General features: G+C 67.6%; 12 protein-coding genes. 7 read left to right on the top strand and 5 right to left on the bottom strand.

Translation table 11 applies throughout. From position 1 onward, the window contains the following. Positions 1 to 77 precede the first annotated feature (77 nt). The gene (locus tag L0966_RS08370; RefSeq protein WP_234051442.1) at positions 78 to 1,115 is read left to right on the top strand and encodes a sensor histidine kinase; all 1,038 of its coding nucleotides are present in this window, start codon (positions 78 to 80) and stop codon (positions 1,113 to 1,115) included. After that, complete coding sequence (locus L0966_RS08375) at positions 1,103 to 1,801, top strand: LytTR family DNA-binding domain-containing protein (protein WP_234051443.1); 699 nt, start codon at positions 1,103 to 1,105, stop codon at positions 1,799 to 1,801. The genes L0966_RS08370 and L0966_RS08375 overlap by 13 nt, the downstream gene beginning before the upstream one ends. A 288-nt stretch (positions 1,802 to 2,089) precedes the next feature. On the opposite strand, the gene L0966_RS08380 is transcribed toward L0966_RS08375, so the two are convergent. Together L0966_RS08380 and L0966_RS22495 are read right to left on the bottom strand one after the other, a co-directional pair. After that, positions 2,090 to 2,818 (bottom strand): LytTR family DNA-binding domain-containing protein, encoded by a 729-nt coding sequence (locus L0966_RS08380; RefSeq protein WP_234051444.1) that lies wholly within the window; start codon positions 2,816 to 2,818, stop codon positions 2,090 to 2,092. Beyond that, positions 2,803 to 3,915 (bottom strand): sensor histidine kinase, encoded by a 1,113-nt coding sequence (locus tag L0966_RS22495; RefSeq protein WP_370640674.1) that lies wholly within the window; start codon positions 3,913 to 3,915, stop codon positions 2,803 to 2,805. Before L0966_RS22495 ends, L0966_RS08380 begins: the two co-directional genes overlap by 16 nt. 278 nt (positions 3,916 to 4,193) lie before the next feature. Here L0966_RS22495 and L0966_RS08395 point away from each other — a divergent pair, with 278 nt between their 5' ends. The 4 genes from L0966_RS08395 to L0966_RS08420 all read left to right on the top strand — a co-directional run bounded on the left by L0966_RS08395 (position 4,194) and on the right by L0966_RS08420 (position 11,425). Beyond that, positions 4,194 to 4,943 carry a hypothetical protein gene (locus L0966_RS08395; protein WP_234051445.1) on the top strand — a complete coding sequence of 250 codons (750 nt, stop codon included), beginning with the start codon at positions 4,194 to 4,196 and terminating at the stop codon, positions 4,941 to 4,943. Between the two features lie 158 nt (positions 4,944 to 5,101). After that, positions 5,102 to 8,254: a cellulase family glycosylhydrolase gene (locus L0966_RS08400; protein WP_255684193.1), complete on the top strand. Its 3,153-nt coding sequence runs from the start codon at positions 5,102 to 5,104 to the stop codon at positions 8,252 to 8,254. A gap of 130 nt (positions 8,255 to 8,384) precedes the next feature. After that, on the top strand, positions 8,385 to 10,112 hold the full coding sequence (locus tag L0966_RS08415; protein WP_234051446.1) for a type I secretion system permease/ATPase: 1,728 nt from the start codon (positions 8,385 to 8,387) through the stop codon (positions 10,110 to 10,112). After that, a complete protein-coding gene (locus tag L0966_RS08420) occupies positions 10,109 to 11,425 on the top strand; it encodes an HlyD family type I secretion periplasmic adaptor subunit (protein ID WP_234051447.1) in 1,317 nt (438 codons plus the stop codon). The genes L0966_RS08415 and L0966_RS08420 overlap by 4 nt, the downstream gene beginning before the upstream one ends. A 166-nt stretch (positions 11,426 to 11,591) precedes the next feature. On the opposite strand, the gene L0966_RS08425 is transcribed toward L0966_RS08420, so the two are convergent. Further along, the gene (locus tag L0966_RS08425) at positions 11,592 to 14,744 is read right to left on the bottom strand and encodes an efflux RND transporter permease subunit (protein WP_234051448.1); all 3,153 of its coding nucleotides are present in this window, start codon (positions 14,742 to 14,744) and stop codon (positions 11,592 to 11,594) included. A gap of 28 nt (positions 14,745 to 14,772) precedes the next feature. Continuing rightward, positions 14,773 to 16,029 (bottom strand): efflux RND transporter periplasmic adaptor subunit, encoded by a 1,257-nt coding sequence (locus L0966_RS08430; RefSeq protein WP_234051449.1) that lies wholly within the window; start codon positions 16,027 to 16,029, stop codon positions 14,773 to 14,775. Positions 16,030 to 16,859: 830 nt separating this feature from the next. On the opposite strand from L0966_RS08430, the gene L0966_RS08435 reads away from it, so the two are divergent. Beyond that, entirely contained in the window at positions 16,860 to 18,104 is a 1,245-nt protein-coding gene (locus tag L0966_RS08435; protein WP_234051450.1) for an alpha/beta fold hydrolase, read from the top strand. A 4-nt stretch (positions 18,105 to 18,108) separates the two neighbouring features. Here the strand turns inward: L0966_RS08435 and L0966_RS08440 are convergent, their stop codons facing one another. After that, on the bottom strand, positions 18,109 to 19,731 hold the full coding sequence (locus tag L0966_RS08440; RefSeq protein WP_234051451.1) for an ABC-F family ATP-binding cassette domain-containing protein: 1,623 nt from the start codon (positions 19,729 to 19,731) through the stop codon (positions 18,109 to 18,111). Positions 19,732 to 19,749: the final 18 nt, after the last annotated feature.

Raw genomic sequence — 19,749 nt, forward strand, 5'->3', positions numbered from 1 at the left:
CGGAATTGCCGATGACGGTCGCGGGCGGGTGGCCAGACAGACAGCAGGCGGGCGTGCCCATCCCGGGGACGGGGGCCTTGTCCACGCCCTTCTGGAAGGCCAATCTCGCCGCCTGGCTCTTCATCTCCATGCTCGGCATCGCCACGCGAACGCTGTTCTTCGGCAGCTTCGCGGACGCCGTGATCCTCACCTTGCTGCTGGATTCCATCGGCTTCGTGCTCACCAGCCTCGCCCACGAATTCCTCAGCCGCCGGCCGCGGCCGCAATTTCCCGCGTTTCGGCTCATTCCTCTGGTCATCGTCGCCGCCATCGCGGGCGGGGCAGTGGAGATGGCGGCGGCGGAAGGGCTGCGGGCCCTGTCCTTCTCCCAAGGGGAGTTCCAGCGGGCCTTCGGCGGCCGCATCGTGCCGATGCTGTATTACACCAGCATCTTCCTGGGCTGGGCGCTGGGCTATTTCTGGTTGACCGCAGATGTGGCCGCGCGCACCGAGCATCTTCGGCGCAGCGAGGCGCAATCGGCGGCCGCGCGGGCGGAGCTGCAGCAGCTCAAGGTGCAGCTCGATCCGCACTTCCTGTTCAACGCCCTGAACACGTTGACCGCCGAAATCCCCGAGCGGCCCGAAATCGCGCTGGAAATGGTGCGGCGGATCGCCGGCTACATGCGCTATTGCCTCGACCACAAGGAGCGCTCCGTCTGCCCCCTCGCCGACGAGATCGAGGCGGCGCGCTCGTATCTGCGCATCCAGGAGCTGCGCTTCGACGATTGCCTGACCTGCACCGTCGATCTCGACCCGCAGGCCGGAGACTTCCCGGTGCCGCACCTCATCCTCCAGGGGCTGCTGGAAAACGCGGTGAAGCATGGGCTTAGGCCCACCACCGGCGCGCCCCTGCGGATCGATGTCGCCGTGCGGCGGCATGAGGATGTTCTGTCGGTGGTCATCACCAATCCGGGCACCTATGCGCCGCGCAGCGGCCCCGGCTCGGGGCTCGGCCTCGTCAACATCCGCCGCCGGCTGGAGCTGCATTATCCGGGCGGGCACCACCTCGCCATTGGCCAGGAAGGGCCGCTGGTGGTGGCCCGCATGAGCCTCAAGGGACCCATATGCTTCGCGTGATGGTGGTGGACGACGAGCCGCCGGCCCGCCGCAGCCTCAAGCGGCTCCTTTCGGCCCATCCGGACCTGATGGTGGCGCGCGAGGCCGGCAGCCTCGCGGAAGCGCGCGACAGCCTTGCCAGCGTGCGCCCGGACATCCTGTTCCTCGATGTGGAGCTGGGGGACGGCAAGGGCTTCGAGGTTCTCACCCAGGGCGAGGTGAGGCCGGATATCGTGTTCGTCACCGCCTATAGCAGCTATGCGGTGGAAGCCTTCGCGGTGGAGGCGGCGGACTATCTGCTGAAGCCGGTGGAGCCGGAACGCCTCGCCCTCACCCTCCAGCGCCTGCGCGAGCGGCGCGCCCACCGGGCCGACCAGGAGCGCAAGCTGCGCATCCAGATGCCAGGCCGGCACGTGATGGTGGCGCAGAGCCGCATTCTCTCCCTCACGGCGGAAGGGGATTTCACCCGCATCCTCGTGAGCGACGAGAAGGAATTGCTGGTCTGCCGCCTGCTCGGCCAGTTCGAGGCCGAGCTGCCCGACCCGCCCTTTCGCCGCCTCAGCCGCTCGCTCATCGTCAATATGGGGCAGGTGCAGCGGGTGGAGAACATGGAAGGCGGCCGCGCGCGGCTGGTGCTCGGGCCGCAGGCCCATTGCCTCTCCCTCGGCCGGGCCGCCGCGCGCCGGCTGAAGGACGCCGGCGCCTAGAGCCCTTCCGCGCGCCGCGGGAACCGGTTCGCATAAAGGATACGCACGAAAACAGAAGGATAGGTGGCTTCGACGTCTCCATGAAAAGCTGAAGCAGCCTGAGCACCGCATCCCGGCCCAAGCGGGCGTGCTCCGGCACGGGCGCCGCGCGGCTGGAGTGCGACCGGAATAGTGTCCCGCAACGGCTCAAGCGCGCCTGAGAGGCGGAACCGCTGCATTCAGGCACCCTTGGCGCGGGTGATGAGAGGGATCCAAACGGGGGGCGTCCCCTGCCCCGACAGCGTGGCCTCAGCCCTCCGGGCCCGCGCCGGTCGCCCCGTCCATGGCCTCGCGCAGGCGTGCCGCGGCGGCCCGGCCGATAATAAGGGGTTCCACCAATCCCAGCAGGGTCACGCGCACCGCATCGCGGCTGCGGGCATCGACGCTGCGCACGCGGTCCCGATTGACGATGAGCGAACGCCCCAACCGGAAGAAGGGGGGCGACGGCAGCAGCGTCTCGAACTGGCCTAGGCTGCGCAGCATCATGACCGCCGGCCGCGCGGACAGGAGGACATGGCTGAAATCCCCCTCCGCGCGCACCGCCACGATGTCCGCCACCGCCGAGAACACCACGCGGTTGGCGGATCGCAGCTCGATCAACTCGCCGGTCTCCCTGCGCTCGCCGGAGAGCTGGCGTTGCACGCGGTCGAGGGCAGCATGGAAGCGCTCGGGCGCGACCGGCTTCAGCAGATAGTCCACCGCATCCACGGCGAACGCCTCCACCGCATATTCGGCATGGGCGGTGACGAAGATCACCTTCGGCGGCTCGTCCACCGCCGCCAGCAGGTCGAAGCCATCCCCGCCATTCAGGCGAATGTCCAGGAAGACAAGGTGGGGCCGGGTGGCGGCGATCAGCTCCAGCGTCTGCGCCACGCTCTCCGCCTCGCCGACGATTTCCACATCGTCCCGCCCGGCCGCCAGGCGGCGCATGGCGCGCCGCGCCAGCGGCTCGTCATCGGCAATCAGAACGCGGAGCACGGCTCCCCCTCCAGTCGCAGCACGGCGACGACGCGCCCTCCGCCGGGCGCGCCATCATCACCGGGGGCCTGCTGCAGCGCAAAAGTGTGGCGGCCGGGATAATGGACGTCAAGCCGCCGCCACACATTCGCAAGGCCGATGCCATGATGGCGCGCGGCACCCCCCGCGGCAGCGAGGCGGCCGGTGTTCGACACCTCCACCCGCAGCGCCTGCCCCTCCGCCGCCACCGCCACGCGCACGTCCAGCCGCCGCGAGCGGTCGCCGTGCTCGAAGGCGTTTTCCACCAAAGGCTGCAGCAGCAGGTTGGCGATCGGCCAGGAGGCGACCGCTGGATCCGTCTCTACCACCGCCTGCACCCGCTCGCCGAAGCGCGCCTTCTGGATGCGCAGATAGGCGGAAAGTCCCTCCACCTCCGCCGCGACCGACACCACCGGGTGGCGAATGCCCGCCAGCAGGTGGCGCAGATATTGGGTGAGGTCGCGGATCATGGCCAAGGCGGCATCGGGATGTTCCGGCACCTCCTCCGCCAGTCCATTGAGGGCGTTGAACAGGAAGTGCGGATCGAGCTGAAGCTGAAGGGAGCGGATCTCGGCCTTCAGCGCGTCCATCCGCGCCGCCACCGCCCGCTCACGCGCGCGCTGCCTGGCCTGCTCCGCCCGCACCCAGAAATAGCAGATGCTCCAGGCCAGGAAGGCCAGGCTATAGTGCGCGAGGGGCAGGATCACCTGCTCCAGGGGATCCCAATCGGGAACGCGCCACCCCAAGGCGCTCCGCACCACGCCGATACCCGCGAGCCCAAGCCCCGCCGCAAGCGGCGAGAACAGCGTCACAAGGCCCACCGTGCGCAGGTTCAGCTGGCCCTCGGCGCACAACCGCCCGTAGAGCCAGCGCAGGCCCGCGGACAGGAGCACCCACGCGGCATAGGCAATAAGGGTGAGCACCACCGCTTCCGGCAGCGCACCATAGAGCAGCTGGCGGTTCACCAGGTCCACCACGGCGAACAGGCCCCAGCCGACCAGTTGCGCGGTCCAGAATGAGGCTCGCGGCTCTCGCGTCGGCGCGATGGCCGCCCCTGCCGTTACTCCGCCAGCGTCCACCGCAGCCCCTCCGGGCCGCCCAGCATGCGGACGACCTCCCCCATCGATCAGTATTCACCAGCGCCACCAGCGTCAATTGCTCGAATCCCGCCACAAAAAGGCCGCGCCGGCGCCATCGCCGCCTTTGGTGCGCGGGGCCAGCCCATGGGGCCACCTGCCACGATCATCGACTTTTCTGCCGCGCTCATCGACTAGCGCGGCCCGGCGCGATGATCATCTGGGGAAGACATGCCATCTGCTCGCTTCGAGACAGGAAACGGAGCACCACAGCGATGGACATGGCGAACACTTCTGCGCGCGGTCCTGAAGGTCTGCCGGGCGCGAGCGCGGCGGGCCAGCCGGGTCGCATCGGTTCCGTGACACTGCCCACCAATGGCCCGCTCAGCACCATCACCGGGTTCGACCCCACGGCGGACCAGCTGGATCTCGGCTCCTCTTCCGTTCACGACCTGATCGTCGAGGACCGGGCCGAGGGCCTCGCCTTCACCGATCCCGGGAGCGGACGGGCGGTGCCGATCGAGGGCGTGTCGCTCGGCCGGCTCACCGTGGACAGCTTCGTGCCGGTGAAAAACCACCATCTGCGCATGGGCCTCAGCGGCACCCTGGCGTCGAAACAGGGCCAGGAGGCGGCCCCGCACACGGTCTATGCCCGCTCCCGTAAGGCGGGGCAGCTGGACCGCGTCACCTTCGATCCCGCCACCGACGTGGGGGACTGCCGCACTTACGGCAGCCGCGAGCAGTTGTTCACGATGGACAGAACCGGGGGTTCCGTCATCGGCGACCCGGCCACCGGCCAGCCCCCTGTCCCGCGCCACATGAAGATGGCGGAGCTGTCCGCCGGCACCTTCCTCTTCACCGGCTCCCAGGCGCGGGAAGACCATGTCTGGTCGCAGCTCGGCCTCACTGCGCTGCCGGAGACGCTGGTCATCGCGCACCGCACCATCGCCACCGGGCGCTGGCCCACCGCGGCCGGCACCGGCGCGCCGCCATCCGGCGACGCCGCGCACGCCACCGCCGGCAGCGGCTAGGTCGCCCAATCCGGCCCCTCACCTTCGCGCCGGGCGAAATCCGGGCGGAGGTCCCCATCCCCGTCATCGGCGCCACGACGGCACAAGCCGACGAGCGCCTTACGCTGACGCTCTCCGACGCGAGCGGCGCCAGCCTCGCCACCACTACCGGAACCATCATGAACGACGACACCAACAGCACCGACACCATCAGCTTCAGCGTCCGCGACAACTGGACCGCCGGCTTCGTGGGCGACATGACGCTGACCGCCCAGGCCGCCCTCGATGGCTGGACCGTGGCGTTCGACGCCCCATTCGAGATCTCCAACATCTGGAATGCGGAGATCGTCAGCCATGTGGGCGATCATTATGTGATCCGCAACGCCGCCTGGAACGGCACCGTGGCCGCTGCTGGCGAGGTGAGCTTCGGCTTCCAGGCCTCCCCGGGCGGCGCCACCGCCACCGTGAGCGATTTCGTCCTCAACGGCACGGCCGTGGACGGCGGCGGTGATCCCACGCCGGAGCTGCCCGCCCTCGCCATCACCGACGCCCAGGTGACCGAAGGCGATGACGGCACCTCCTATCTCACCTTCACGGTGAGCCTGTCGGCGGCCTCCGCGTCCGATGTCAGCGTGCATTTCGCCACCGCCGACGGCAGCGCCACTGCGGGCGAGGACTATGTCGCGAAGAGCGGCAGCCTCACCTTCGCCGCCGGCGAGACGGAAAAGACCATCCGCGTGGCCGTGCACGGCGACACCGCGGTGGAAGGCAATGAGACGCTCACGCTCAGCCTCTCCTCCCCTTCCGGCGCGACTTTGGCCGATGCCAGCGCCACCGGCACTATCACCAATGACGATGTCGCCCCGCCCGCCGTGCTGCCCACCGTCTCGGTGTCCGGCACCACGGTGGTGGAGGGCAATCCCGGCACCGGATCGGGCGATGCGGCCGATGGCTGGTTCTCCACCTCCGGCAACCAGATCGTGGATGCCGACGGCAATTCGGTGAAGATCGCGGGTGTCAACTGGTTCGGCTTCGAGGGCACGAACAATTCCCCGAACGGCCTGTGGACCCGCAGCTATACCGACATGATGGACCAGATGAAGGAGCTGGGCTTCAACACCATCCGCCTGCCCTTCTCCTCCGACATGCTGCATGCCACCACGGCGTCGGGCATCGATTACTCGCAGAATCCCGATCTTCAGGGCCTCACGCCCCTGGAGATCATGGACAAGATCGTGGACTATGCCGACGAGATCGGCATGAAGATCATTTTGGACCACCATCGCTCATCCTCGGGCGCCGGCACGTCCGAGAATGGCCTTTGGTATGACGCCGCGCATTCCGAGGCCCAATGGATCTCCGACTGGCAGATGCTGGCCGAGCGCTATGCGGACAATTCCGCCGTCATCGGCGCCGATCTGCACAACGAGCCTTACAACGGCACCTGGGGCGGCGGCGGCGCCACCGACTGGGCGGCGGCGGCCGAGCGCGCCGGCAATGCCATTGGCGAGGTGAATTCCAACTGGCTCATCTTCGTGGAGGGCGTGGGCACCTATGAAGGCGAAAGCTATTGGTGGGGCGGCAATCTCATGGGCGTGCGCGACCGGCCCATCGCGCTCGAAGTGGACAACAAGCTGGTCTATTCGGCCCATGACTATGGCAATTCCGTCTATGCCCAGCCCTGGTTCCAGTCGTCCGACTTCGCGGCGGATCTGCCGGAGAAGTTCCGGGAGATGTGGGGCTATATCTACGAAGAAAACATCGCGCCGGTCTATATCGGCGAGTTTGGCACCAAGCTGGAGGACCCCAAGGACGCGCCCTGGCTGGAGGCCCTGACCTCCTATCTGTCCGGTGACTTTAACAATGACGGCACCACCGACATTCCGGCCGGCGACGAGGGCATCAGCTGGACCTATTGGTCGTGGAACCCCAATTCGGGCGACACCGGCGGCATCCTGGCCGACGACTGGCGCACCGTGCACACGGAAAAGCTCGCTTATCTCGAACCCATCGAGTTCGACCTCGGCGACGGCTCGGGCGACGTGGGAAGCGGGGATGCCAACGCCGCGCTGTTCGTGATCTCCCTCTCGCAGGCGGCGAGCGAAACCGTCACGGTGGATTATCACACCGTTGCCGGCACCGCGGATTCCAGCGATTTCACCGCATCGAGCGGCACCATCACCTTCGCGGCGGGGGAGACCACCAAGGTGGTCAGCATCCCCGTGACCGCCGACACGGCGGTGGAGGGCAACGAGCATTTCTCCCTGGTGCTCACCGATGCGGACGGCGCGGTGATCGGCATCGCGGAAGGCGTCGCGACCATCGCCGACGATGACGGCGCCGGCCCCGGTGTGCCCAGCCTCTCCATCGCCGATGCCCAGGCGGCGGAGGGGGAGGCCGGCGCGGCGGGCACCCTTGCCTTCACCGTGAGCCTCTCGGCCGCCTCCGAGGAGGCCATCACCGTGAGCTATCACACCGCCGGCGGCACCGCGACCGAGGGCGTGGACTATACCGGCATGGACGGCACCTTCACCATCGCCGCCGGCGAGACGCAGGCCACCATCCATGTGCCGGTGATCGGCGATTCCACCGTGGAAGCCGATGAGCGCTTCACCGTGGTGCTCACCGGCGCCACCGGGGCCACCATCGCCGATGGCAGCGCCACCGGCACCATCGTCAATGACGACGCCGCGCGCACGGGTGACCAGCTCGCCTTCACCGTCAATGACGATTGGGGCGCGGGCTTCGTGGGCAGCATGACGCTGACCCCGGAAGCGGATCTCAACGGCTGGACCGTCGCCTTTGACGCCGATTTCGACATTTCCAACATCTGGAATGCGGAAATCGTCAGCCATGTGGGCGACCATTATGTGATCCGCAACGCCGCCTGGAACAGCGACGTGGATGCGGGATGCCCCGTGACCTTCGGCTTCCAGGCCTCGCCCGGCGGAGCGGAAGCGGTCGCCAGTGGCCTCACCGTCAACGGCGCCGCCATCGCCAGCGAGGCGAGCCTCACGGCCGCCTCCGCCGAACTGGCGAACGACGTGCTGCTGACGGCGGCCCTGTCCCACCTGTCGACCAGCGACACGGCCTTTACGGCCGACGTGACCCTGCACAATGGGGGCGAGGCCACCGCCGGCTGGAGCGTGGAGATCGACACGCCGTTCGAGATCACAAGCGTGAGCGGCGCCGAGATCCTCTCGCACACGGCCGATGGCTATGTGCTGGGCCATACGGACGGCAACGGCGTGATCGGCGCCAATGACGATCTCACCTTCTCCATCGCCGGCACCGGCCGGTTCGACGCGTCGCAGTTTGGCATCCTGGTCTGAGGCCCGCACCTCGCCAGGATGGGCCGGCGGCTTTCGCGCCGCCGGCCACCCTTTTCACGCACCGCCTCCTCCCGAGCGATCGCCGCGCGCCGGCGAGGAGACGGTGCGCCCCCGCCCCGGAGGATCGCCCTTGAAGCCCCTTTCCCCCTCCCCCGCCTCGCGCGTCGGCGCGGCCCTCGCCGCCTGCCGGGGGGCGCTGGCGACGGTCGGCGTGTTTTCCGCCGTCATCAATCTGCTGATGCTGTCGGGCTCGTTCTACATGCTCCAGGTCTATGACCGGGTGCTGACCTCCCATTCGGTGCCCACCCTCATCGGCCTGTCGGCGCTGCTGCTGTGCGCCTTCGCCCTGCAAGGCTTCCTCGATGCGGTGCGGGTGCGCATGCTGGCCCGCATCGGCGCCCGCTTCGACGCCGATGTCGCCCCCGCCGCCTTCGAGGCGGTGCGGCGACTGTCCGTGCTCGGCTGGCGCTCGGAACAGGCGGGCCAGCCGGTGCGCGATCTCGACCAGATCCGCGCCTTCCTGGCCTCCCTCGGCCCCACCGCTCTGTTCGACATGCCGTGGATGCCGCTCTTCATCGCCGGCTGCTTCCTGCTGCATCCCTGGCTCGGCGGGCTGGCGCTGTTCGGCGGGCTCGTCATCTTGGCCCTCACCGCGCTCACCGAGATGAAGAGCCGCGCCGCCACCCGGGCCCAGCTCGAAAGCCGCGCCGTACGCGAGAGCGTGGTGAATGCCAGCCGCCGCAATGCGGAGGCCATCACCGCCATGGGCATGGGCCCCGCCTTCGCCCGCCTCTGGCTTGAGGCTCACGGCCGGCACATGCGCGACTGGCTGGCCGGCGCGGACATCACCAGCGCCGCCGGCGCCGCGGCGAAGGTGTTCCGCATGGCGCTGCAATCGGCGGTGCTGGGCCTCGGCGCCTATCTCGCCATTGAGGGGGAGATTTCCGGCGGCGCCATGATCGCAGCCTCTATCATGACGTCCCGCGCCCTCGCGCCCATCGAGATCGCGGTGGCCAACTGGAAGGGCTTCGTCGCCGCCCGCCAGAGCCTTGCGCGCCTGAAACGCACCCTCGACATGCCGGCCCTGGCCACAAGCAGCTCCCTGGCCCTGCCGCCGCCCAGCCGGCACCTGGCGGTCGAAAATCTCATCGTCGCCGCGCCCGGCAGGCAGGCGCCCATCCTTAAGGGGCTGAGCCTCACCCTCAAGGCTGGCCAGGGGCTGGGCATCATCGGCCCCAGCGCCTCCGGCAAGTCCACCCTCGCCCGCGCCTTGGTGGGCGTGTGGCCGGCGCTGAAGGGCGATGTGCGCCTCGATGGCGCCGCCCTCGATCAATGGGGTGAGGAGGCCCGCCACATCGGCTACCTGCCCCAGGATGTCGAGCTGTTCGACGGCACGGTGGCGCAGAACATCGCCCGCTTCGACCCCGACGCCGCCTCAAAGGCCGTGGTCGCAGCGGCGCGCGCAGCCGGTGCCCATGAGCTCATCCTGCGCCTGGAGCGGGGCTATGACACGCCTATCGGCGAAAGTGGGGCGGCCCTTTCCGCCGGCCAGCGCCAGCGCATCGGCCTTGCCCGCGCGCTGTACGGGGACCCGTTCCTGGTGGTGCTGGACGAGCCCAATTCCAACCTCGACCAGGATGGCGATGCGGCTCTGACCGCCGCCGTGAAGGGCGTGCGCGGGCGCGGCGGCATCATCGTCGTCATCACCCATCGGCAGGCGGCCATTGCCGGCGTCGACCTGGTGGCGGTGATGGCCGATGGCGCCATCAAGAGCCACGGGCCGAAAGACGAGGTTCTGCAAGCCCTGGCGCGACAGGCCGGCGTCTCCCGCATCCCCCAGCCGAAGGTGGCCTCATGAGCAGCCCGCACGATCCCCGCCATGAGGCCAGCCGCGCCCTGCGGCGGTTGGCCTTGGCCGGCGGCTCCGCCATCGCCCTGTTCGCCGGAACCGTCGGCGTGTGGGCCGTCACCACCTCCCTTTCGGGGGCAGTGGTCGCGCCCGGCCAATTCGTGGTGGATGGCAATGTGAAAAAGATCCAGCACCCCACAGGCGGCATCGTCGGTGCCCTCGAGGTGCGCGAGGGGGACCTGGTGCAGCAGGGCGCGGTGGTGCTGCGCCTCGACGACACCATTCCCCGCGCCAATCTCCAGATGATCTCCAACCAGCTCGACGAATTATCCGCCCGCCGCGCGCGCCTCAAGGCGGAACGCGACGGCCGCGCGGCCATGGGCCCGGTGCCCGAGCTGGAGCCGCGCGGCACTGCCCCGGACATCGCCGCCTTGATCGCCGCCGAGGAGCGCCTCTTCTCCGCCCGCCGGGAGGCGCGGGAGGGGCAGAAGGCGCAGCTCATCAAGCGCATCGGACAGCTGGGCGACGAGATTGCCGGCCTCAAGGCCCAGCAGGAGGCCAGTGCGCGCCAGAGCGTGCTCATCGCCGAGGAGCTGGAGGGGGTGCGCGGGCTTTATGAGAAGAACCTCGTCTCCATCAGCCGCAAGGCCGTTCTGGAGCGCGACGCCGCCGAGCTGGACGGGCAGAAGGGACGGCTCATCGCAGCGGTGGCGGAGGCCGAAGGCAAGATCGCGGAGACCAATCTTCAGATCATCCAGATTGATGCCGGCCTGCGCGAGGACGTCATGCAGGAGCTCCAGGAGGTGGAGAGCAAGATTGCGGAGCTCACCGAGCGCCGCGTGACCGCCGAGGACCAGCTGAAGCGCATCGAGATCCGCGCGCCGGTGACGGGTTATGTTCACCAGCTCGCCCTGCACACGGTGGGCGGGGTGCTGACCCCGGCGGAGCCGGCCATGCTCATCGTGCCGGCCCAGGATACGCTGCAGGTGGAAGCGCGCGTGAACCCCACCGATATCGACCAGATCGCGCCCGGCCAGATGGCCCATGTGAAGGTGCGCGCCTTCAACCAGCGCACCACGCCGGAGCTCAAGGCAAAGGTCGAGCGCATCGCCCCCGACACCAGCCGCGACCAGCAGACGGGGGCCGTCTACTACACCATCCGCCTGGCGGTGCCGAAAGAGGAGCTGGCACGGCTGGCGCCCCACGGCGTGGCGGCGGGCATGCAGGCCGACGTGTTCGTGAAGACCGTGGACCGCACGCCGCTGGAATACATCGCCAAGCCCCTGCACGACCAGATCGCCAAGGCCTTCCGCGAGCGCTGAGCCGCCCGGCTGGTGCGAAGGACACCGGTGCCGATCCCCTTGGCGCCGGCAGAGCGCGCCCGCCGCCCTCCACGGCGGGCGCCTCGCTCATCAAGGCGCGACACCCTCACCTATCCGGGCCTGCCCTGCCGACAGGTCACGGATGCCCCGAGAGGCCGCGCGCCCGTCAGTTCGCGCCGCGCCCGGTGACATCTGCGTTCACCGCCTTCCGCCCCGGCCGCAGCCGTTCCAGCACGGTGAAGAAAGCCGGCACGAACAGCACCGCAAGGCCCGTGGACGCCAGCATGCCGCTGACCACCGCGACACCCAGCGACACACGCGCCCCGGCCCCGGCCCCAGAGGCGAACACCAGCGGCAGCATGCCGAAGATGAAGGCGAACGAGGTCATTAGGATGGGCCGGAACCGCAGCCGCGCCGCCTCCACCGCGGCAGCCGCGGGCTCCAGGCCCTCGGCGCGCTTCTCGCGGGCATATTCGACGATCAGGATGGCATTCTTGGCGGCGAGCGCGATCAGCAGGACGATGCCGATCTGCGTGTAGAGATCGTTCGACATCCCTGTGAGATCGAGCGCCACCACCGTACCCAGCAAGGTGAGCGGCACGGCCAGGATCACCGCCAGCGGCTGCACCCAGCTTTCATATTGCCCGGCCAGCACGAAGTAGACGAGCAGAAGAGCCACGGCGAACACATAATAGATCTGCTGGCCCACCACCTGTTCCTGATAGGACATGGCGGTCCAGGCCGTGCCCATGGAGGGCGGCAGCGACTTCGCGGCGACTTCGCCCATGAGGGTCATGGCCTCGCCGGAACTGAAGCCCGCCGCCGGGCTGCCCACCACCGTCGCGGCCGGATAGAGATTGTAGAGCGTGACCAGAGCCGGGCCCGCCTCGTCGGCAATGCGGGCGACGGTGCCGAGGGGCACCATCCGCCCATCCGCGCCCTTCACCTTCAGCTTCAATACGTCGCCGGGCTGGAGCCGGAACGGGGCATCCGCCTGCACATAGACCTGGAACACATTGTTGAACTTGGTGAACTGGTTCACGTAAGTGGAGCCGATATAGGATTCCACCGCCTGGAACACCTGACCCACGGTGAGGCCCAGGGCCTCGGCCTTCACGCGGTCCACCACCAGGCGCAACTGCTTCACCTGCCCGTTGAAGGTGGAGGCCACGTGGGACAGGCCGCTCTGCGTGGAGGCATTCTCCACCATCTGCTGGGCGGCGTTCTGCAGAGCCACGAAGTCCGAGCTGCCGTCCTTCAGCTCCACCATCATGGTGAAGCCCGAGGCATTGCCCACGCCCTGGATGGGGGGCGGCAGCATCACCTGCGCCACCGCCGTGTCCAGGCCATCGAGGGCGGCGCGGGCCTTGCCCGAAATGCTGGCGATGCTGAGATCAGCCGTCTTGCGCTGGTCCCAATCCTTCAGCACCACATAGAGCATGCCGGCATTGTAGAGCGTGGCATTGTTGTCCAGCGGCGAAATGCCGGACACGCCGATGACCGTCTCCACACCCGGCACCTTTTCCACCAGCTTCACGGCCGCGGTCACCGCCGCGTCGGTGCGCGCCGAGGAGGCGGCATCGGGCAGGCTGAGATTGACGATGAAATAGCCCTGGTCCTCTTCCGGCAGGAAGCCCGTGGGCACCCGCGAGAGCCCGTAAAAGGCGATGCCGATCAAGGCGAGCCCCACCAGCGTGGTGGGCAGCGCGAAGGCCACCAGCTGGCGCACCAGCGCCGTATAAGCGGCTTCGCAGCGCCCATAGACGGCGTTGAAAGCGCGGTAGACGATATTGCGCTCCTCCGGCGGCACGGACTTGCGCAGCCACAGGGCGCATTGGGTAGGCTTCAGCGTCACCGCATTCACCGCGGAGATAAGCGCGGTGGCGGCGATGACGAGGGCGAACTGCTGATACATCTTGCCGGTGAGCCCCGACAGCGTCGCCGCCGGCAGGAACACCGCCATCAGCACCAGAGTGATGCCGATGATGGGCCCGGTGAGCTCGCCCATGGCCTTCACCGCCGCCTCATGGCTGGACAGGCCGTCATCCATATGGCGCGCCACACCTTCCACGATGACGATGGCATCATCGACCACGATGCCGATGGCGAGCACCAAGGCGAACAGGCTGGTGGTGTTCACCGTGTAGCCCATGAGCGCCATGGCGGCGAAGGCGCCGATGATGGTCACCGGCACGGTGGTGGCCGGCACCAGCATGGCCCGCCAGTCCTGCAGGAAGATAAGGATCACCAGCAGCACCAGCACCGCGGCGATGATGAGGGTCTCGTAGACTTCGTCGATGGAGGCGATGACGAACTTGGTGCTGTCGAAGGACACCTTGTAGTCGAGCCCCTGCGGGAAGGTCTTCGAGAGCTCCTTCATCTTGGCGTTCACCGCCTCCGCCACCGTGAGCGCATTGGCCCCGGTGAGCTGCGAGATGGCGATGGCGGCGGAGGGCATACCGTTCAGCGTCGCGGTGTGGCCGTAGGCCGCCGAGCCCAGCTCCACGCGCCCCACGTCGCCCACCCGCACGATGCGCCCGCCATTGCCGCTCGCGGCCTTGACGACGATGGTCTCGAAGTCCTTAGCCTCGCTGAAGCGGCCGGTGACGTTCAACACATATTGGAAATTCACCATGGCCGGCGTGGGCGGCGCCCCCACGAGGCCGGCGGTCACCTCCGTGCTCTGCTGCGAGATGGCGGTGACCACGTCGGACGGCGTCAGCCCGAAGCTCTGCAGCCGGTCGGGATCAAGCCAGATGCGCATGGCATAGTCGCCCGCGCCCATCACCGTCACATCCCCCACGCCCGGCAGGCGCGCCAGCTCATTCTGCAGGCTGATGGTGGCGTAATTGGAGAGGAAGAGATTATCGAAGCGCCCATCCGAAGAATAAAGATTCACGAACTGAAGGATGGAAGTCGACTTCTTCCTGACCGTCAGCCCCTGGGTGGAGACGGCAGAGGGCAATTGCGCCGTGGCCAGCGAAACTCGGTTCTGCACCAGCACCTGCGCCATGTCCGGATCGGTGCCGATCTCGAAGGTGACCACCAGGGAATAGGTGCCGTCGGAAGCGCTGGTGGACTGCATGTAGATCATGCCTTCCACCCCATTCACCTGCTGCTCGATCGGCAGGGCCACGGTGTCCATCACCGTGCGGGCGCTGGCGCCCGGATAGCTCGCCGTCACCGAGACCGTGGGCGGCACCACGTTGGGATATTGCGATACGGGCAAGCTCATGAGGGAGAGAGCGCCCAGAAGAACAATAAGAAAAGCCAGGGTGTTGGACAGCACCGGCCGTTCGATGAAGAAGCGCGAGAACATGGCTTCGCCTTCCAAATTGCCGGTTATGTCAGGGGGTGGTCTTGGTGGCCGGGCTCGTCTTGGCGCCGGGGCCGCCATCGGCACCGGTCAGCGCCGCGGGCGCGGGCTTGGGGCCTTCCGGCGGCGCGGCCATGGCGCCGGCCACCGGGTTCACCGTGTTGCCGGCCACGGCGCGCTGGATGGAGCCGATGACCACCTTGTCATCGGCCTTCAGCCCCTTCGTGATGACGCGCAGCTGGCCTTCCACCGGGCCAGTGGTGACCTGGCGCTGCTGCACCACATTGTCCTTGCCCACCACCATCACATAGCTGCCCACCTGGTTGGACAGAACGGCGGTGTCATTGACCAGCAGGGCATTTTCAATGGTGCCGGTCGCCACCCGGACGCGAACGAACAGGCCGGGCGTGAGCCTCAGCTGAGGATTTTCCAGGGAGGCCCGCACCTCCAGCGTGCCGGTGGTGGCATCGATCCGCGGCGCGATATAATCAATCCGCCCCTTATACTGGAAGGCGAGGTCCGGCTGCAGGGCCACTTCCACCGGAAGCGCATCTTCCGCCTTCAGGATCCCCTGGGCGCTCTTGCCCGATCTGGCGAGGTCGGCGAGCAGGTCATGCTGCTGCTGCTCGGAGATGTTGAAATAGACGTCGATGGGATCGACCTGGAGAATGGTGGCGAGCTTCGTCGCCCCCGTCCCGCCCACCAATGCGCCCACATCCACCAGATGCCGCGTCACCACGCCCTCGAAGGGCGCGCGCACCGTGGTGTAGGCATAGGAGGTCTCGGCCAGCTGCAGACTGGCCTCGGCGGAGGCCACCTGCGCCGTGGCGGTGTCGAGCGCGGTCTTCGCCACATCGACGGTGCGGGCGCTGGAAACCTCGCGCTCGCCGAGCGCCGCCTGGCGGTCATACTCGCGCTGGGCGTTGGCCTGCGTGGCGCGGGCGCTGTCGAGCGCCGCCTTTTGCAGGTCAACCTTGGCCGCGTACTCCGCCTTTTCGATCTCGAACAGCACGGCGTCTTTCTTGACCACCGCCCCGTCGCGATAATCGATGGCGGTCAGGAAGCCTTCCACCCGTGCCTCAAGGTCCACCGCCTTCACCGCCACCGTGTTGCCGGTGAATTCGGAATAGAGCGTCACCGGCATCTGCACCGGCGAGGCGACAGTCACCTTCGCGGCGGGCGGCGCCTCATAGGCGTTTTTCTCATTGCATCCGCCCAGCAGCAGCGCAGCCGCGGCCGCCAACACGCCGGCGCCAGCCGTGCGCGCAAATCCATGCCCCCGCTTCATGTCGTCGAGCTCCGTCCCGCTGCACCGTCAAACGAGAGGTCTCCGCCCAAGACCTAGCCGGCCCTGACATGCCAGCCAAGTCACAGCTCTTAATGGACGCACCTACCTCTCGCCACAGGAAATGGCACACCCGCGTGCAATCGGCCCATTTTCGTGCGCGGGACCGTTGCCAATGCCCCGCGCGTCGTCCCGCCCTGCAACGCGTCACGGCGATGACATCGCGCGCGGGCGCCCCGCCGTCGACCGCAGCAGCCACCAGCCCCGCTGCATGGGATATTACTTGATTTTGAAAAGCATGAGCGGCGGAAATGTTAGGAAACACCAGTTACGTTATTTCGCAAAAGCCGCTCTTCAGCTTTCCCCAGCGCCAGCTATGCTGACCACCGGCGACCGACACGCCCTCTCACGGCGCCCGGCGACGGCCCACGAAGGCATATCCGGCTGACTTCCAGGAAAGGCTGACCCGATGCTTCGCTTCCTTATCCTCGGCGGCGCGTGCCTTGCGGCCGGCGCCGCGCTGGCTCAGCCGGGGGCGGGCCCCGGGCCCGATTTTCACCCCCGGCCCCTATGCGTTCCGGTGGCCGTATCGGGCCAGGCAGCGGCCAAGCCCTGCCCCATTCCGCCCCCGCCACACCCAGGCATGGCACCGCTGGAGGAAGGCTCCCCCTGCCAGTGCGGGGCGCTGAAGGGCCGGGTTCAGAACGGCCCCCGCCCGGAGTGACATCCCGATTTCTGGCAAGGAAAGTCCCCGAGAGGAGACCGGCAACCGGGCGTGCCACCCCCACCGCGCTCTGGTATCAGACAGAAATGTGGGGGCCCCGGGAGGTTTCATGTCACTGTTGCGAACATTGTGCACGGCCGCCGCCCTGGCTTTCGGAGCCCTGGCAACGCTGGCCCCCAGCACCGGCCGGGGTGCGGAAACCCTGGCAGCAGCTGTACCGCCGCCCACCGAGGTGACATCCGGCGTCAGCTACCAGCTCATCGGCCGCTGGGACGCGGACCGGCTGAACCAGATCCTCATCCAAGAGGCCCCGCAACAGTTCGGCGTGGAGGTGTCCACCTCACCGGCGCGCAACGCGGTGCGGCTCTATCGCGTCTCCTACACATCGGTGGTGCCCGAGCGCGGCAACGCGCCCATCGTCGCGAGCGGCCTCCTCGCCATTCCCGACACCGCCGCGACCAGCTTTCCCATGCTCTCCTACCAGCACGGCACCGTGTATGGGAAAGAGCAGGTACCCTCCTTCCCTGACCAGTCGGTGGAAACCCGCCTTGCCCTCGCCCAGTTCGCCGGCCAGGGCTATGTGGTTATTGGGGCAGACTATTTCGGAATGGGGGCCAGCAAGGAGCCAGAGGGCTATCTGGTGAAGGAGAGCCAGCAGCAGGCCACCTTCGACATGCTGATGGCCGCCCGCGCCGTACTGGCGCACCTGAAGATCTCCACGACCAAGCTGGTTCTTGGCGGCTGGTCGCAGGGCGGGTTCGTGACCATGGCGTTGCTGGAGAAGCTGGAGAGCGCCGGGGTGCCCGTCGCCGGTGCGGCCACCGCCAGCGCCCCACCGGACATCTTCCTGGGGCTGAACGGCTTTTTGAACTTTCCGCGCAAGAATGACGCGAGCTGGGTGCCCACTTTATTCATCCTCACCGCCTTTTCCTACGAGCACTATTACGGCATTCCCGGCCTTGCCCACGCCTTGTTCACCGCAGACAGCTACGACATCGCCCGCAAGATCTACGAGCGCGAGCCTTACGAAGAGGCGCAGATCCCAACCGATCTGCACACGCTGATCCAGCCGGAATACTTCAAGCCTGAGGTGTTTGCGGCCTCCGCCTATGGGCGCCTGCTGAAAGACAAGGCCCACGCCTATCGTTGGGTCATCCAAAGCCCGGTGCGCAACTATTATGGCGAAGCCGACGAGATCATCTCGCCCGGGCTTGGACAGCTGGTGATGACCTATCAGCGCGCCATGGGTCGCGGTAACACGAGGGTGGAGGCCCTCTCCACCGGGCAGACGGACCACCGCGGCACCTACGCCACCGCGGTGCCGCTGTGGAAGGCGTGGTTCGACAGCCTATAGCGCCTCAATTCCTGAGGCCCGGGGCCTCCTGGCCGGTGCGCGCCACGTATTCCGTATAGCCGCCCGGATAATTGTGAATGCCGTCCGGGGTCAGCTCCAGCACCCGGTTGGAGAGGGCCGCCAGGAAGTGGCGGTCATGGGAGACGAACAGCATGGTCCCCTCATAATCCGCCAGCGCGGCCACCAGCATTTCCTTGGTGGCCATGTCGAGATGGTTGGTGGGCTCGTCCAGAACCAGGAAGTTGGGCGGGTCGAACAGCATCTTGGCCATCACGAGCCGCGCCTTTTCACCACCGGAGAGCACCCGGCAGCGCTTTTCCGCATCGTCCCCGGAAAAGCCGAAGCAGCCCGCGAGCGTGCGCAGCGCCCCCTGCCCGGCCTGGGGAAAGGCGTCTTCCAGGGTCTCGAACACAGTGCGCTCGCCGTCCAGGAGATCCATGGCATGCTGGGCGAAGTAGCCCATCTTCACGCTGCCGCCGATGGCGACACTGCCCTGATCGGGCTCGGCAGCGCCCGCCACCAGCTTCAGAAGGGTCGATTTTCCGGCCCCGTTCACACCCATCACGCACCAGCGTTCCTTGCGGCGGATGGAGAAATCGAGCCCCTCATAGATGACCCGGCTGCCATAGCTCTTGTGCACGCCCTTCAGGCTGGCCACGTCCTCGCCCGAGCGCGGCGGGGCGGCGAACTCGAACGCCACGCTTTCGCGCCGGCGCGGCGGCTCCACCCGGTCGATCTTCTCCAGCTTCTTCACCCGGCTCTGCACCTGGGCGGCATGGGAGGCGCGGGCCTTGAAGCGCTCGATGAACTGGATCTCCTTGGCCAGCATTGCCTGCTGGCGCTCATACTGCGCCTGCTGCTGCTTCTCGTTCATGGCGCGCTGCTGGGCATAGAACTCATAATCGCCCGAATAACTGTTCAGCACGCCCCCATCGATCTCCACCACCTTGTTGACGATGCGGTTCATGAAGGCGCGGTCATGGGAGGTCATCATCAGCGCGCCGTCAAAGCCCTTCAGGAAGGCTTCGAGCCAGATCAGGCTTTCAATGTCGAGATGGTTCGAGGGCTCGTCGAGCAGCATCACATCCGGGCGCATGAGCAGGATGCGGGCCAGCGCCACGCGCATCTTCCAGCCGCCCGAAAGCCGGCCCACATCGCCGTCCATCATCTCCTGGCTGAAACCGAGGCCCGCGAGCACTTCGGCCGCGCGCCCTTCCAGCGCGTAGCCGCCCAGCTCCTCGAAGCGGGCCTGCACCTCGCCATAGCGCTCGACCAGCGCCTCCATCTCATCGGCGCGGTCCGGATCGCCGAGGCCCGCCTCGATCTCCTTCAATTCGGCAGCGACGGCGCTCACCGGGCCCGCGCCGTCCATCACCTCGGCGAGGGCGCTGCGGCCGCCCATCTCGCCCACATCCTGGCTGAAATACCCGATCGTCACGCCCCGATCCACGGAGACCTGCCCCTCGTCGGGCGGCTCCTGGCCGGTGATCATGCGGAACAAGGTGGTCTTGCCGGCGCCGTTGGGGCCCACCAGCCCCACCTTCTCGCCCTTCAGGAGCGCGGCCGAGGCCTCGATGAAGACGATCTGCTTTCCGTTTTGCTTGCCGATATTGTCGAGGCGAATCATGGGCTGGAATCTCGGGAC

This window comes from Xanthobacter sp. NM-59, assembly GCF_021401125.1.
In the GTDB taxonomy this organism is placed as follows: domain Bacteria; phylum Pseudomonadota; class Alphaproteobacteria; order Rhizobiales; family Xanthobacteraceae; genus Xanthobacter.

Excerpts from the sequence above, each read along its gene's own strand:
- L0966_RS08420 (WP_234051447.1), top strand. The coding sequence starts at position 10,109 with ATGAGCAGCCCGCACGATCCCCGCCATGAGGCCAGCCGCGCCCTGCGG.
- L0966_RS08425 (WP_234051448.1), bottom strand. The coding sequence starts at position 14,744 with ATGTTCTCGCGCTTCTTCATCGAACGGCCGGTGCTGTCCAACACCCTG.
- L0966_RS08430 (WP_234051449.1), bottom strand. The coding sequence starts at position 16,029 with ATGAAGCGGGGGCATGGATTTGCGCGCACGGCTGGCGCCGGCGTGTTG.
- L0966_RS08395 (WP_234051445.1), top strand. The coding sequence starts at position 4,194 with ATGGCGAACACTTCTGCGCGCGGTCCTGAAGGTCTGCCGGGCGCGAGC.
- L0966_RS08435 (WP_234051450.1), top strand. The coding sequence starts at position 16,860 with ATGTCACTGTTGCGAACATTGTGCACGGCCGCCGCCCTGGCTTTCGGA.
- L0966_RS08400 (WP_255684193.1), top strand. The coding sequence starts at position 5,102 with ATGAACGACGACACCAACAGCACCGACACCATCAGCTTCAGCGTCCGC.
- L0966_RS08375 (WP_234051443.1), top strand. The coding sequence starts at position 1,103 with ATGCTTCGCGTGATGGTGGTGGACGACGAGCCGCCGGCCCGCCGCAGC.
- L0966_RS08440 (WP_234051451.1), bottom strand. The coding sequence starts at position 19,731 with ATGATTCGCCTCGACAATATCGGCAAGCAAAACGGAAAGCAGATCGTC.